Genomic DNA, 15751 nt, shown 5'->3' with positions numbered 1-15751 from the left:
TCCGACTGCACCTGTACGCGGCCCGGGCGGCGGACCCGACCGCTTGTAGCCTGGACGGGCAAGGGCACCACGGCTCCGGTGCGAGGAGCCACACATTCTGGAGACTCCGTGGACGGGCACGAAGGCGACCTCGGTACGGCCGCGGAACCGCGATCCGATACGGAGCGGATCGTCGGCCGGAGCGCGGAGCTGGCCCGCCTCTTCCGTGCGGTGGACCCGGCGTCGGCCGAGCGGGTCCTGCTGCTCGCCGGTGACATGGGCACGGGAAAGAGCGCGCTGCTGGACCGCGTGGCGCGCCGCGCCGGGGCCGACGGCACACGCGTACTGCGCGCCGAAGGGAGCGAGTCGGAGTCGGGCCTCGCGTTCTCCGCGCTGCATCAGCTGCTGCGGCCGGTGGCCGCCGAGGTGGACGCGCTGCCGGAGCGGCAGCGCGCGGCGCTCCAGGACGCCCTCGGCGCGGGCCCGGCTGCGCCTGAGCACACGAACGCGTCCGATCCCATGCTGACCGGCATCGCCGTCCTGACCCTCCTCTCCGCCCTGGGCGACCGGCAGCCCGTACTCGTGGTGCTGGACGACGCGCAGTGGTGCGACCGCGCCTCCCTGGACGCCCTGTCCTTCGCCGCCAGACGGCTGGGCGGCGACGAGCCGGTCACGGTGCTGATCGCCACCCGTGGCGTCGCCGACCTCCCCGGCTTCGGCCGGCACATACCGTCACTCACCCTGGAACCACTGGACAACGCCGCGGCCAACCAACTGCTGGACCTTCAGCCGGACGCCCCCACCGGCCACACGAGGACCCAGATCCTCGACCAGGCCGCCGGCAACCCCTTGGCGCTGGCCGAGCTGACGAGGGCGGCAAGCCTCCACGACACGGCCGCGTCACCGCCGCCCCCAGGTCCGCTCCCCCTCACCGACCGCCTGGAACGCCTCTTCGCCGCCCGCCTGGACGGTCTCCCCGCCCCCACCGCCCGGGCCCTGCTGCTCCTGGCCGCGATGGACAGTGCCGACTCCGTGCTCGCCGTACCGGCCGGGCTGCCGGAGGCCGGGGACGCGGTGTGGCTGCCCGCCGAGGAGGCCGCGCTGATCCGGCGGAACGGCCGGGACGTCCGGTTCCGCCACCCGCTGGCCCGGTCGGCCGTGTACCACTCCGCGCCCGCGGACGCGCGGCGCACGGCGCACCTCGCCCTGGCCGAGCTGCTGCGGAACGAACCGGACCGGCGCGCCTGGCAGTTGGCCGCCGCCTGCCCGGGCCCGGACGCGGCCGTCGCGGCGGAGCTGGAGCGGACGGCCGGCCGGGCCCGCCGGCGCGGCGGTCACGCGGCGGCGGCCCAGGCGCTCCAGCGCGCCGCGGAGCTGGCACCGGAGAGTGCGGACAGCGCCCGGCTGCTGGTCGAAGCCGCGCGGGCGGCCGTGTTCACCGGGGATCTCGCCTGGGTCGAGGAACTGGCCGCCGGGGTACGGGCACGCACGGACGACACCTCGCTGCTGACCGCTGCGACCGTGCAGGCCGGGCGGCTGGCCGCCCTGACCGTACGGCACACGGCCGTGTTCTCCCGACTCGCCGACGCGGCCGACCAGTTGGCTCTCTCCTGCCCCACCCGCCCCGCCCCCGCTCTGGACCTCCTGGCCGACGCTGCCGTCGTCCGCTTCTACTCCGGCGAGGACGCCCAGCGGCAGCGCATCCAGGACATCCTGCGACGCCTCCCCGAAGACGCCGCGCACCCGGGCCCGCGCGCCTGGGTACAGACCGTCTCCGACCCCTTCGGCCACCGTCCCCGCCTCACCTCCCTCCTCCCCCGGCTGGCCGCCGAGGCGGAAACCTGCCCGGAGGGGCTCACCGCCGTCGGGATCATGGCGTGGGTCCTGGACGAGACCCCGCGGGCCGTCCGCGCCTTCGACGCGGCCTTCGGACGCTGGGAGTTGCGGGGGCCGCTGCCGGAGGGGCTGGGCGGCGCGGTCGCCTGGGCCTACGTGGAACGGGGGCGCTGGGGGCGGGCCCGCGAGGCCTGCGCCCGGATCACCGCGATCGGCCGGACCGCCGGCCTCGACCACGCGGTGGCCTGTGCGGCCGCGGTGGACGCCACCGTACTGGCCCACCAGGGGGACGCGGCGGCAGCCCGCGCCCGGGCCGAGGACGCGCTCGCACTGATCGACCCGCTGGAAAGCCGCTCGGTAGCCGTCTACGCCCGCCGCGCGCTCGGTGCCGCGTCGGCCGCGGAAGGCGCGTACGAGAGCGCCTACGGCCATCTCCGCACGGTTTTCACCGCGGACGGCGCGCCGGTGCACTACCACGCGTCCTACCCGGCCCTCGCGGACCTGGCCGCCGCCGCTGTACGGACCGGCCGCCACGAGGAGGCCGCACGGATCGTCGAACGGTCCGCCCGCGACCTCGCGGACAACGCCTCACCCCGGCTGCGCGCGCTGATCAGCCGCGCCCGCGGCCTGCTGGCGGCCCCCGAGGACGCCGAACCGCACTTCCGGGCGGCCCTCGCGGACCCCGGACTGGAGCACTGGCCCTTCGAACGCGCACAGACCCTGCTGGAGTTCGCCGAGTGGCTGCGGCGCCGCCGGCGCATCGCGGAGGCACGGACTCCGCTCACCGAAGCCCTGGAGACCTTCCGGCGCCTGGGCGCCCGCCCGTGGACCGAACGCGCCCGCGCCGAAGCACGCGCCGCCGGCCTCGACGTCACGGACACGGCCCCCGACGCGCTCGCCGGACTCACCCCGCAGCAACAGCAGATCATCAAGCTCGCCGCCCGCGGACTCACCAACCGCGAGATCGGCGAGAGACTCTTCCTCTCCCCCCGCACGGTCGGCTCCCACCTCTACCGCAGCTTCCCCAAACTGGGCATCACGGCCCGCTCTCAGCTGCGCGATCTCGTCGAAAGCCCCGCCACGGCCATTGATTAGCCGCACGGAAACGGGCTGCGAAACAACGCGCGGTGCGGTGGAGTGGGGGTATCCGTGTCCGGTCCACGGCGCCCGCGTCACCGCGGACGGCGCACGGCCGCACGGGAGTGCGGCCGGGCACCCTCACGGGGGTGGGGTGCCCGGCGCCCGCGCCGCCTCATGTCAGCCGCATCCCGTTGGCCGTGACGATCACGTCGTAAGCGCCCTTGAGGCCGCCCTCGCCCACGTAGCACCGGTAACCGGAGGGCTTGTCGAGCGGGACCAGGCGGACCTTGGGGACCTGGTCGCAGCGCAGTGACCTGGCCGCCTTGCCGCCGTAGCTCCCGTACTGCTTCCACGCCCGCGCGCGGACGCCCTCGTCGGTGACCACTCCGCCCTTGGTCGGGGTGGCGGTGTACTGCATCAGGATGAAGCCGCCCTTGGTCTCGACGGCGAAGGGCACGTCGACGCCCAGGTACTTGACGGTGCACGTGAACTTCTGCGGCTTGTCGCCGACTTCGGCGGTGTCGCAGGCGGTGCTGGTCTGCTGGGGCACGCCGCCGCCCATGGCCAGGACGCGGCTTTCGAGGTCGTACTTGATCTGGTCCAGCACCGGCGCCTTCTTGCCGGGCGCGGGGTGCTGGGGCGCGGCCTTCCCGGACGGCGTCGCCGTCGGGCTCGGTACGGGGGTGCCGTTGGTGAGCAGCGGGTCCGGTGACGACCCGCAGGCACTGGCCGTCGCGACCACCAGGGCCACCGTTGCCGCCGTACGTATCCACTTGTCGCGCTGCACTGCTGCCCCGTTTCCCCGTTGGGTGTTGATCGTCGAGCGTCGTCCGGCGGGGTTGCCCGCCGGACGACGCTCGATCATAGGGTTCGGGTACGGAAGCGGAACGGGCGGGTTCGGTTTCCCGGACCGCGACGCGCGCGGCGCGGCCGGTCCCAGGCCGGCCGCGTACCGGTGGAAGCTCAGCCCGACCGGGCCAGCCGGAAGCCGAGGTCGTCGATGCGCAGCGTCGGATGGCTCTTGCGGCGGCACGCGGCGCGGCAGCTCCGGGGCCGGTCCAGCCAGCCGCCGCCGCGGAAGGTGCGGTACGGGCCGTAGACGCCGGGGTCGTAGATGTCCCAGCACCACTCCCACACGTTGCCGATCATGTCGTACAGGCCCCAGGCGTTGGGGGCCTTGGACGCCACCTCGTGCACCTCGTCGCCGGAGTTGCCCCGGTGCCAGGCGATGTCGTCCAGCTCGCCGTAGCGGACGCCGGTGGTCCCGGCCCGGCACGCGTACTCCCATTCCGCCTCGGTCGGGAGGCGGTAGCCGTCGGCCCGCCAGTCGCAGACCACGTCCTGGGCGTCGGGGTCGGTACCCGTCGTGTAGCAGGGCTGCCGGCCCGTCGCGCGGGAGAGCAGGTTGCAGAACCGTACGGCGTCCGGCCAGGAGACCTCGGTCACCGGCGTCCGGGGGCCCGCCGTGCCGGCGGGCGCCGTGCCCAGTACGGCCCGGTACAGCTCACGGGTGACGGGGTACGGCGCCAGCCGGAAGGCCGCGACCTCGGCCCGCCGCTCCGTCTTCGCGGCCTCGTCCCGGAGGACGACTTCGCCCGCCGGTATCGCGGTCAGGGGCTCGGCCGTCACCCGGTGCGGGGTCGTTGTCGTATCGGGGCTTGTCACGTGGCTGTTCTACCGGACCGGGAGCGGGTGGTGAGTCCGCTCCGGGGCAGCGGCCCTACGGGGGTACGGGGCGCGCCGTACGGCCGTCATGTGATCTTCACGCGCGGACACGGTGCGGCCGTACCACCGCCACGGTGCGGCGGCCACACCGCTGACGCGGCGCGCCGTGCCGCACCCGGACGGCGCAATCGGCGTCCCGGTGTGCGATCCGGGGCGTGTAGGCCGACGCCGGAGGGTTACCCATTGCGGTACGCCGGCGCGGTCCGCCGGACGTCCTCCGAGCGAGGGGCCTTCGATGTCGCTGTTGTCCGGCGTACCCGGTCTGTCGGGTCTTCGTGTGCCCGGCCTGCCGAAGCCGTCGCTGCCGCTGCCCGGCCCGGTGGTGCGGGGTGTGCGGGCGGGTGCCCGTGGGGCCCTGGAGGTGGCCTGGCAGCTGGCCGGGGTGCCCGGCCGGGCGGTGTGGTCGCGGCCGGGGCGCTGTTACATCGCGGTGCACGGGGTGCGCACGGCCGCCGGGGAGCGGGTCGCGCGGCGGGTCGAGCGGGTGCTGGAGCGGCAGCCGGGGGTGGAGTGGGCGCGGGTGAACGGCCCGTCCGGGCGGGTGGTCGTCGCGCTGGGACCGGGCGCGCCACGGCAGCGGGAGCTGGTCGCGCTGGTGGCGGAGGCCGAGGCGGGCGGCGCGGACGGGGAAGCGCGGACGGCCGCGGAGTGCGACGAGCACGGGGCGTGGTGCCAGGAGCCGCACCACCCCTGCGAGGGCCCGCGGACCCGCCAGTCGATGACGGGGCTGGCCGCCGACACGGTCGGGCTGGGCATCGCGACGCTGGTCCGCCTGACCCCGTGGGCCCCGCTGCCCGCCGAGGTGGGATCGCTGGCGGGCGTGTTCGAGCACCACCCCCGGCTGCGGGCCTGGGTGGCGCGGGGCCTGGCCGGTCCGGCGCAGGCCGAGTCGCTGCTGCCGGCGGTCAGCGCGCTGGCGCAGGGCGTTGCCACCCGGGGCGGCGGGCTGATGCTGGACGTGGTGCAGCGGGTCGCCCAGTGGCGGGAGGCCGGTGCGTACAAGAACGCCTGGGAGGCGATGGAGCCGCGGCTGGTGCGCGGACCGGAGGACGCCGCCGCGGAGCCGATCGTGGTGGAGCGCCCGGTGCCGGTGCCGAAGGGCTCGCTGGACCGCTACACCGAGCGGTCGCTGGTCGCCGGGATGGCGGCCGGGGCGGCGGCCGTGCCGTTCGCCGGGCCGCGCCGCGGGCTGGCCGTGGCGCTGGCGGGCATGCCGAAGGCGCCGGAGGCCGGGCGGGAGGGGTTCGCCACGTACCTGGGCCGGTTCCTGGCGCTGCGGGGCGTGGTGGCCATGGACCGGGGCGTGCTGCGCCGGCTCGGTCAGGTGGACTGCGTGGTGCTGGACGAGACGGCGCTGCGCGGCGACCGGTACGACCTGGCCGACCTGGAGCTGATCGGGGACGCGGACCCGGACGAGACCACGGCCCGGCTCTTCGGGCTGTTCGACGCCGACGAGCCCCTGGAGACCCGCCGGTCGGCGGACGGCTGGGTGCTCGGCCCGGTGGCGGACCTGCCCGGCCGGACGGACGGCGGCCATGACGGCGCGGCCGGTGACGCCGCGCACCGGTTGCGGAAGAAGGGCCACGACCACCTGCTGGGCCTGGCGCGGAACGGGCACGCGCAGGCCATCGCGGCGCTGGCGGCACAGACCGCGCCGGGCGCGCAGGCCGTGGCGGCCGCCGCGCGCCGCGCCGGGGCGCGGGTCGTGCTGGCCTCCGGCCGCCCGGAAGCGAAGTGCGGGTACGCCGACGCCATCCTGCCGGGCGGCAAGCGGCTGGTGGCGTCCGTACGGGAACTCCAGGGCAACGGCGCGGTCGTGCTGCTCGTCTCGGGCAACCGCCGCGCCCTGGGCGCCGCCGACTGCGGCATCGGCGTGCACCGCAAGGGAAAGGCGCCGCCCTGGGGCGCGCACCTGCTGGTCGGCGGCGATCTGAGTACGGCCGGGCTGATCGTGGACGCGGTGGCGGTGGCGGCGCAGGTGGACCGGGAGAGCGCGATGCTGGCCGCGGGCGGCAGCGGGGTGGGGGCGGTGGCCGCCGTGCAGGCCCGCGCGTTCCGTGCCACCCGCCGCGCTTCGGCCGCCGGGCACGCCGCCGGGTCGGCGGCCTTCTGCCTCGGCGCCTGGCGTGCCCGGCAGTTGCTGGCCCGGCCGCCGCTGCCGGCGGCGCAGAGCACGCCGTGGCACCTGATGCCGGTGTCCCAGGTGCTGCGGCGTCTGAAGGCGACGCCGGACGGCCTGTCGTCGCGCGAGGCCGCGGGACGCGCGTCGCCCGCGCGGCGCACCGGCGGCCCCCGGCGCACCGGCCTGGGCACCGCGTTCGTCGAGGAGCTGGCCAACCCGCTCACCCCGGTGCTCGCGGCGGGCGCCGCGCTGTCCGCCGCCGTCGGCTCGCGCACCGACGCGGTGCTCGTGGCCGCCATCACCGGCACGTCGGCGCTGGTCGGCGGCGTCCAGCGGGTGCGTACGGAACGGGCCCTGGCCGAGCTGTTCGAGGCCTCCGCGATCGGCGCGCGGGTCCGGCGGGACGGCGACGAGCGGCAGGTCACCGCCGGTGAGCTGGTCCCCGGGGACGTCGTCGTACTGGGCACCGAGGACGTGGTCCCGGCCGACTGCCGCCTGCTGACGGCCGAGGGTCTGGAGCTGGACGAATCGTCGCTGACCGGCGAGTCCCTGCCGGTCGCCAAGGACCCCGCGCCGGTCGTGGCGGCGCAGCTCGCGGACCGGCGCTCGATGCTGTACGAGGGGACGACGGTGGCCGCGGGCCGGGCCACGGCCGTGGTCGTCGCCACCGGCGCGGCCACGGAAGTCGGACGCAACCTGGCCACCGCGCGGCAGGCCGCCCCCACGGCCGGGGTGGAGAAACGGCTCGCGTCACTGACCAAGGCGAGCCTGCCGATCGCGCTCGGCTCGGCCGCCGCCGTGGCCGGTGCCGGGCTGCTGCACGGCAGGCGCCTGCACCACACCCTGGCCTCGGCGGTGAACCTGGCGGTCGCCTCCGTCCCCGAAGGGCTGCCGTTCCTGGTCAGCGCGGCCCAACTCGCCGCCGCCCGGCGCCTCGCCGAGCACGGGGCGCTGGTGCGCAATCCCCGTACGATCGAGGCGCTCGGCCGCGCCGACGTGCTGTGCTTCGACAAGACCGGCACCCTCACCGAAGGCACCCTGGAACTCGCGGAGGTCAGCGACGGTGAACGGGCGCTGCCCGCCCGCCGGTTGGACGACACGCGCAGGGACATCCTGGCCGCGGCCCTGCGCGCCACCCCCTCCGAGCACTCCGCGGGACCGCTGGCGCACCAGACCGACCGGGCGGTGGTGTCCGGGGCCCGCCGGCGGCACGTCACCGTCCAGGACGGGGCGCCCGGCTGGCACCGTACCGACGACCTGCCGTTCGAGCCGTCCCGCGCCTACCACGCCACCACCGGACGGTCCTCGCGCGGCGCGCTGCTCAGCGTGAAGGGCGCGCCCGAGAACGTCCTGGAACGCTGCGCCCGGCGCCGTACCGGCAGCGGTGCCGACCGCCCGCTCGACGACGGGGAACGCGCCCGGCTCACCGCGACCGCCGAGGAACTGGCCGGCGCGGGCCGCCGGGTCCTGGCGGTGGCCGAACGCCCGATGGAGCCCGGCGAACCGCTCGCCGAGGAGGCCGTGGGCGGGCTCGTGCTGCTCGGCTTCCTCACCCTGTCCGATCCCGTACGGGCCGGAGCGCCGCCCGCCGCCGAACGGCTGCGCGCGGCCGGGGTGCAGATCGTCATGCTCACCGGGGACCACCCGGCCACCGCCGACGCGATCGCCTCCACCATCAGCAACGGCGCTTCCCAGCGTGTGTGCAGCGCCGCCGACCTGGACGACCTGGACGATGAAGCGCTCGACGCGCTGCTGCCCCGGGTCGATGTGATCGCCCGGTGCAGCCCGCACCACAAGGTCCGCATCGTGCAGGCGTACCAGCGCATCGGCCGGGTGGTGGCGATGACCGGCGACGGCGCCAACGACGCGCCCGCCATCCGGCTCGCGGACATCGGCATCGCGCTGGGCCACCGGGGCACCCCGGCCGCCACCGCCGCCGCCGACCTCGTGGTCGGCGACGACCGGCTGGAGACGATCATCGCCGCGCTGATGGAGGGCCGGGCGATGTGGACCTCGGTCCGCGCCGCGCTGGCCGTCCTGATCGGCGGCAACCTCGGCGAGATCGGCTTCAGCGTGCTCGCCGCGGCGCTCACCGGCCGCGCCCCGCTGACCGCCCGGCAGATCATGCTGGTCAACCTGCTCACCGACCTGGCACCGGCGCTGGCCATCGCGGTCCGCGAACCGTCCGGCGACGGCGGCGAGCGCCTGCTGCGCGAGGGCCCCGACCGCTCCCTGGGCACCGCGCTCACCCGGGAACTGCTGCTGCGCGGCTTCACCACGACCCTCGGCGCGACGCTGGCCTGGGGCGCGGCCCGGCTCACCGGCCGGCGCCGCCGCGCGGGCACCGTCGCGCTGGCCGCGGTGGTCGGCACCCAGCTCGCCCAGACGGTGCTCATCGGCGGACCGGACCGCAGGGTGCTGGTCGCGGGCCTGGGGTCGGCCGCGGTGCTGGCGGCGGTCATCCAGACGCCGGGCGTCAGCCGGTTCTTCGGCTGCACCCCGATGGGCCCGGTGGCCTGGGGCATCACGCTCGGCGCCATCGCCTCGGCCACCCTCGTGGGCGCCGCGCTCGCCCCCGTCGTACGACGGATGCCGGCCGCTCAGCCGAAGTCGTAGTCGAAGGTGTACGGGACGGCCGTCTGCCCGGGCTCGTGCGTGAACGCGCCGGTGCCGCGCAGCCCGGCCAGGTCCCCGGTGCCCGAGCCCGGCACGACCTCGAAGGCGCAGCGCACGCTCCCCCGCTCGTCGAACGAGCCGCGCTCCTCCACGACGAACGTGCCCCGGCGCCCGTCCACGCTGCCGTCCAGCAGTTCCATGCCGGTGAACGTGCCGGTCTTCCCGGTGACATAGACGATGGTGTACTCGCAGGTCGTTCCCGCCGCCTCGATGCCGCCGGAGAAGGCGTTGACGACGGCGGCGTGCGCGAGGCGCGGGCAGGTGCCGTCCGGGCGGTTCCCGAGGGCGCGTTCCTGCCAGTCGGCATAGGTGAAGTGGCCGGTGAGCCGCGTACGGGCGGCGCTGTTCTGCGGGGACATGGTGATCCTTCCGGTCGGTGGCACGGCGCGACGTGGTCGGTCCGCGCGGCGGTCGGTCACAGTCTGACGCCCGTACCTGACACCTTCTGTCAGGTACGGCGCGACAATGACCGCATGCGTGCCGACCGTCTGCTCTCCCTCCTGCTGCTGCTCCAGAACCGCGGCCGGATGACCGCCACCGAACTGGCCGCCGAACTGGAGGTGTCGCCGCGCACGGTCTACCGGGACGTCGAAGCCCTCGGCGCCGCGGGCGTGCCGGTCCGCTCCGAACGCGGCCCGGACGGCGGCTACTCGCTCATGGACGGCTACCGCACCCGCCTGACCGGACTGTCCGACGCCGAGGCGGAGTCCCTGTTCCTCGCGGGCGTGCCGGACGCCGCCCGCGAACTGGGCCTGGGCGCGGTCCTGGCGACCGCCCAGCTCAAACTCCAGGCCGCGCTCCCGCCCGGCCCGGCGGACCGGGCCCGCCGCCTCCAGGACCGCTTCCACCTGGACGCCCCCGCCTGGTTCCGGGACACCGACCCGGTCCCCCACCTGGCGTCCGTGGCACGCGCCGTGGGGGAACAGCGCACCCTGCGCGTCCGCTACCGGGCCTGGGGCGACACCGTGGCGGAACGGGATCTGCACCCGCTCGGCCTCGTCCTCAAAAGCGGCATCTGGTACGCGGTCGCCGCCCCGGCCGTCCCGCCCGACAACGGCCCGCCCGGCCCCCGCACCTACCGCGTCTCCCGCCTCCTGTCCGCCGAGGCGACGGACATCTCCTTCGACCGGCCACCCGCCTTCGACCTGGCCGCCTACTGGACGGACTCCTCCCGCCGCCTGGAATCCAAGCTCCATCAGGGCACGGCCCGCCTGCGCATCTCCCCCCGCGCCCGGCGCCTGCTCCCCATGCAGTTCGGCGCGGCAGGCACCCAGGCCCTCGAAACCGCCGGACCACCGGACCACGAGGGCTGGACGGAGGTCGATCTCCCGGTCGAGACCGCGGCGGTGGCCGTCGGCGACCTCCTCAGACTCGGCACCGAGGCCGAGGTGCTGGGACCGCCGGAGCTTCGCGCGGGGGTGGCGGAGGCGGTGGCCGGGTTGGCGGAACGGTACGGGGTGTCGTTCCCCGGAGCCTGATGACCGGCTCAGCCCGTAGTACAGCTGGTACGGATGTCGTTCGCCCAGGTGCCGCTCGCCACATCAACGCAGGAACGAAAGGCGTTGGCCCCGGCCGGAGTTCCGCCTCACCCTGGTGCGGCAACAGCGACGGGGTCCACCACATCGGCGAGGCACCGGGGCCGGCATGCCCCTGCCCCGGCGCCTTTCGTCGTCGGCGGAATTCCGGGCTTTCCGTACCGCGCACGGACCGGGGAGAAGTATGAGACGTACGAATGGTGTCGCTCGCGTCCTGCTTTCGGCGGCGCTGGTCGCGACGATGGCCGGCACCGTGGCGCCCTCCACCGCCGCCGCTGCGCCACAAGCCTGCGTGTGGACACCGGCCACCCTCCCGCTGCCCGCCGGCGCGCTCACCGGCGAGGTGATCGCGGCCGACGGAAGCGGCGGATACGCGGGCACGGTCTCTTACGGCGCGGATCCCGTACAAGGCGAGCGCGCCGCCCTGTGGAAGAACGGGAAGTTCACCGCATTCGGCAACCTGACCGGCCCCGGATACCGGAACTGGGTCACCGTCGCAGGCGTGGACGGCGCCGGCACGGTCGCCGGCCGGAGCTGGAAGTTCCCCGGCGGCAAGGACATGCCGACCGTCTGGTCCTGCCGCTGAGCGATCCCGCGGGCCGCGCCCGCGTCCTCCCGGGTGCGGCTCCGCCGGGTCACCGACGCGTCCCCACCCCCGCCTCCAAGCGCGCCCCCACCACCCGGCCGACCCGCGCCAACGGCCCCGGCTGGGTCATCGCGTGATGCGTGCAGCCGATGTCGTGGTTCTCGATGTGCCCGGTGACCAGATGCCGCCAGGAGTCGGCGGTGGGGGCGTGGGCGGGCTTGTCCTCGGTGGCGTGGAAGTAGAGGAGGTCACCGTCGAAGACGCCCTCGGAGAAGGTCGGCAGCAGCTTGACCGAGTTGGTGAACACCTCGGTGACGGCGGTGAGGCGGTCCTCGCCGAGTGCGGGGTGCTCCTTGAGCGCGTCGAGCAGTGCGCCGCCGCCGTTCTGCCCCCGTAGCACCGCTGCCACGCCGGGGACCGTCAGCGGGCGCGGGAACCGGTCCGGATCGTGGCCCGCCGCCTCCAGGAGGAGCGCGAGGATGTCGTGTTCCGTCACGGCGGTGCCGGCCGCTCCGTGCGGGTCGATGGGGCGCGAGTCGAGCATGGCCAGCAGCGCCACCCGCTCGTCCCCGGCCTGGAGCCGGACGGCGATGGCGTGGGCCAGCGCACCGCCGAGGGACCAGCCCAGCAGGTGGTAGGGGCCGGTGGGCTGGACGGCGCGGATCTGGGCGACGTAGTCGGCGACCATGTCCTCGAACGTGGCGGGCAGCGCCGTCCGCTGTGCCAGACCGCGCGCCTGGAGTCCGTACACCGGCACGTCCGGGCTCAGGTGGCGCAGCAGCCCCGCGTAGCACCAGCTGAGGCCGCCGGAGGGGTGGACGCAGAACAGCGGGGGCCGGGTGCCCTGGGAGCGCAGCGGCAGCAACACCTCGAAGCCGTCCGTCGCGCCGCCGGTCTCCAGCGCCTCGACGAGCTCGGCGACGGTCGGCGCTTCGAAGAGCGCGCGGATGGAGAGTTCGGCGCCCAGGGCGGAACGGATACGGCTGATGAGCTTGGCCGCCAGCAGGGAATGCCCGCCGAGGGCGAAGAAGTCGTCGTCGATGCCGACCTGCCGTACCCCGAGCACTTCGGCGAACAGCGAGCACAGCACCTTCTCTCGGGCGCCGCGCGGGGCCCGGCCGTTGCGGGCGGCGGGGGCCTCGGGGGCGGGCAGCGCGGCGCGGTCGAGCTTGCCGTTCGAGGTCAGCGGCAGCTGGTCCAGGAGGACGAAGGCGCTGGGGACCATGTATTCGGGCAGGCGGGCGGCGGCCCAGGCGCGCAGGGTCTCGGCGTCGACCGGCGCGGGCACGGGGGGCGTACGGCCGTCGGCGCGCCGTGAGGCGGGGATGCGGGCGGGCGCGGTGCGGCCGGGGGCCCCGCCGGGGACCACGTAGGCGGCCAGGCGGCGGTCGCCGGGGGTGTCCTCCCGTACGGTGACCACCGCGTGGGCGACGCCGGGGTGCCGGGCCAGGGCCGTCTCGATCTCGCCGGGCTCGATGCGGAAGCCGCGCACCTTGACCTGCCCGTCGGCGCGGCCGAGGTATTCGAGGATGCCGTCGGGTGTCCAGCGCGCCCGGTCGCCGGTGCGGTACATGCGTGAGCCCGGCGCGCCGCAGGTGCAGGGCACGCCGGGGTCACCGCAGGTGCCGCCGGCCGATCCGCTGCCCGCGTGGGCGAACGGGTTGGCGACGAACCGCTCCGCGGTGAGCGCCGGCCGGCCGAGGTAGCCGCGCGCGATCTGGTCGCCGGCCAGGTAGAGCTCGCCGGGCACGCCGGGCGGCACCGGGTTGAGGGCGGCGTCGAGGACGTACGCCTGGACGTTGCGCCCGGGGCGCCCGATGACGGGCGGTCCGTCCTGGTCGGCGATGCGGCAGTAGACCGCGTCGACGGTGCACTCGGTCGGCCCGTAGTAGTTGTACGCCGTGGTGCCGGGCAGCGTGCGCAGCTTCTCCCACAGGGCGGTGTCGACGGCCTCGCCGCCCACCATGAGGATGCGCGGCCGGTGCCGCTCGCCGGTGAACAGCCCGGCGGCGAGGAGCTGGTGGAGGTAGGTGGGGGTGAGGTCGAGGAAGTCGATGCGCCGGTCGGCGATGTAGGCGACGAGGGCGGCCGGGTCGAGGCGTACGGCGTCCTCGACCAGGTGGAGTTCGTGGCCGGCGGCCAGGAACAGCGGGCCCTCCCAGGCGGTGTCGAAGGAGAACGCGGCGGTCAGGGCGACCCGCAGGCGGCGCCGGGCCGCGGCCGTCTCCGGGTCGATCAGTTCGGCCTTGTGGTCGAAGAAGAGGTTCGTCAGCTGCCGGTGTTCGACGACGACGCCCTTGGGCTGCCCGGTGGACCCGGAGGTGTAGCTCACATAGGCCGGGTGGCCGGGCGTCAGCGGGCTCCGCCGGTCGGCGTCGGTGGGGTCGGTGACCGGCCGGTTCGCCAGGTCCCGCCCGATGGCGGGGTCGTCGAGGCACAGCGCGGCGGCGGTGTCCGGCAGGCGCCCGCCGGCCGCCGTCGTGGTGAGGACGCACCGGGGGCGGGTGTCGGCGAGCAGGAAGCGGATCCGCTCGGCGGGCAGCTCCGGGTCGACCGGCACATACGCGGCGCCGGTCTTGAGCACCGCCAGCAGGCCCGCGATGTGCTCGGCCGTCCGCGGCAGCGCCAGCGCCACGAACGTCTCGGGCCCGGCGCCGCGTGCGATCAGCGCGTGCGCCAGCCGGTTGGCGCGGGCGTTCAGTTCGGCGTAGGTCCAGGTGGTGGCGCCGCAGACGAGCGCGGTGGCGTCGGGTGTGCGGCGGGCCTGTTCCTGGAACAGGTCGGGCAGGGTGGTGACCGGGACGGTACGGGCGGTGTCGTTCCAGCCGGTGGTCACCCGGCGGCGCTCGGCGGCCGGCAGCAGGTCGATGCCGCCGACGGGCTGCCCGGGGTCGACCGCGGCGAGCGTGTCGAGCAGGGCCAGGAAGCGGCGCTGGTGGGCGGCGGTGATCTCGGCGTCGTAGAGGCCCGGGTCGGCCTGGAAGTCGATGCGCAGGCGGCCGTCGTCGGTGCGCTCGTAGACGTTGACGCCGAGGCCGGTGACCGGCCCGTTGGAGAGGTTGTGCAAGGTGGCCGGGTGCCGCCCGAAGCTCAGCTCCGGGTCGTAGCTCATGATGTTGATGCCCCAGTCGCCGAGGGGGCCGCCGGTGTGCGCGGCGCCCAGCTCCTGGACGAGGTACGGCGACGGGTAGCGCTGGTGGCGCAGCAGTCCGCGGGCCCGCTCGGAGGTGTGGCGCACCAGTTCCCGTACGGTCGTGTACGGGCCCAGCTCGACGTGCAGCGGCAGCACGTTGGCGAGCATGGACGGCGCGTTGCGGGCCACGGCGCCGACCCGGCCGGTGACGGTCAGGTCCAGCGTCACATCGGGGTTGCCGCTCATCCGGTGCACGTACAGCGCGAGGGCCGCCATCGCGACGACGGGCAGCCCGGACCGGGTCTGCCGGGCCAGCGAGCGCAGCCCGTCGGCGGCGGGCGCGGGCAGGTGGGCGGTCTCGCGGACGAAGCGGTGCGGGACGGTGGCCAGGCGGCTCGCGAGATCGGTGTCGGTGGCCCGGCCGGCGAACCGCTCGGCCCAGAACGCGCGGTCGCGGGTGAACCGTTCGGAGGCGTGGTACGCGGCCTCGTCGGCCAGCAGTTCCGCCAGCGTGTTCAGCCGGCAGGGGGGAATGTCCCGGCCCTCCTCCAGCGCGGTGTAGACCTCGGCGATGCGCTGGATGAAGAGGGAGAAGCCGTAGCCGTCCAGGACGATGTGGTGCAGGGCCATGTACAGCACGCAGTGGTCGTCCGGCAGCCGCAGCACCGCGAAGCTGAACAGCGGGGAGCGGCGCAGGTCGACGGGCTCGCGCAGGTCGGCCCACATCCATTCCTCGGCCCGGGCCCACGGGTCGCCCGGGCCCCGCAGGTCCACGACGGGCAGCGCCCAGTCGTCCGCCAGATCGGGCACCTGCCACACACCGCCGTCCGCGTCGGTCTCGAAGCGGACCCGTACGGTGTCGACGCCGGCCACGGTGTGGCGCACCGCGGCGTCGAGCAGGGCCAGGTCGACCGGGCCGTGGATGTCCACGTACTCGGCGGCACGGTAGATCGGGTTCTCCGTGTCCAGCTCCTGGGAGAACCACATCCCCGTCTGCGCGACGGTCAGCGGCATCCGGCGGCCGCGGTTGCCTGGCTTCCTGTTCATGCTTGCCGTCTCCTGACGAAGGTGCTGGTCTT

The 15751-nt window shown here is 75.4% G+C and carries 8 protein-coding genes; 4 read left to right on the top strand and 4 right to left on the bottom strand.

Features of this window, described 5'->3' with window-relative positions; all coding sequences use genetic code 11:
* The first annotated feature begins 108 nt into the window (after positions 1–108).
* Entirely contained in the window at positions 109–2910 is a 2802-nt protein-coding gene (locus CP973_RS18755; RefSeq protein ID WP_244409596.1) for a helix-turn-helix transcriptional regulator, read from the top strand.
* A gap of 157 nt (positions 2911–3067) precedes the next feature.
* Here the strand turns inward: CP973_RS18755 and CP973_RS18750 are convergent, their stop codons facing one another.
* Both CP973_RS18750 and CP973_RS18745 read right to left on the bottom strand, forming a co-directional pair.
* Entirely contained in the window at positions 3068–3760 is a 693-nt protein-coding gene (locus tag CP973_RS18750) for a hypothetical protein (RefSeq protein WP_150242188.1), read from the bottom strand.
* 98 nt (positions 3761–3858) lie between these two features.
* Positions 3859–4560, bottom strand: coding sequence for a formylglycine-generating enzyme family protein (locus CP973_RS18745; protein WP_244409595.1), 702 nt, complete (start codon positions 4558–4560; stop codon positions 3859–3861).
* A 295-nt stretch (positions 4561–4855) separates the two neighbouring features.
* On the opposite strand from CP973_RS18745, the gene CP973_RS18740 reads away from it, so the two are divergent.
* A complete protein-coding gene (locus tag CP973_RS18740) occupies positions 4856–9358 on the top strand; it encodes a cation-translocating P-type ATPase (protein WP_150242186.1) in 4503 nt (1500 codons plus the stop codon).
* Here CP973_RS18740 and CP973_RS18735 read toward each other — a convergent pair.
* Positions 9343–9777, bottom strand: a complete 435-nt coding sequence (locus tag CP973_RS18735; RefSeq protein ID WP_150242184.1) for a DUF3224 domain-containing protein — start codon at positions 9775–9777, stop codon at positions 9343–9345. The genes CP973_RS18740 and CP973_RS18735 overlap by 16 nt on opposite strands.
* A gap of 114 nt (positions 9778–9891) precedes the next feature.
* On the opposite strand from CP973_RS18735, the gene CP973_RS18730 reads away from it, so the two are divergent.
* Positions 9892–10896 carry a helix-turn-helix transcriptional regulator gene (locus CP973_RS18730; RefSeq protein ID WP_150242183.1) on the top strand — a complete coding sequence of 335 codons (1005 nt, stop codon included), beginning with the start codon at positions 9892–9894 and terminating at the stop codon, positions 10894–10896.
* 241 nt (positions 10897–11137) lie between these two features.
* Complete coding sequence (locus tag CP973_RS18725; RefSeq protein ID WP_150242181.1) at positions 11138–11539, top strand: hypothetical protein; 402 nt, start codon at positions 11138–11140, stop codon at positions 11537–11539.
* 49 nt (positions 11540–11588) lie between these two features.
* Here CP973_RS18725 and CP973_RS18720 read toward each other — a convergent pair whose 3' ends face one another.
* The gene (locus tag CP973_RS18720) at positions 11589–15719 is read right to left on the bottom strand and encodes an amino acid adenylation domain-containing protein (RefSeq protein WP_244409594.1); all 4131 of its coding nucleotides are present in this window, start codon (positions 15717–15719) and stop codon (positions 11589–11591) included.
* Between the last annotated feature and the right edge of the window lie 32 nt (positions 15720–15751).

Source organism: Streptomyces albofaciens JCM 4342, from assembly GCF_008634025.1.
Classification (GTDB): domain Bacteria; phylum Actinomycetota; class Actinomycetes; order Streptomycetales; family Streptomycetaceae; genus Streptomyces; species Streptomyces albofaciens.
This window is presented reverse-complemented; position numbering and strand designations above follow the sequence as displayed.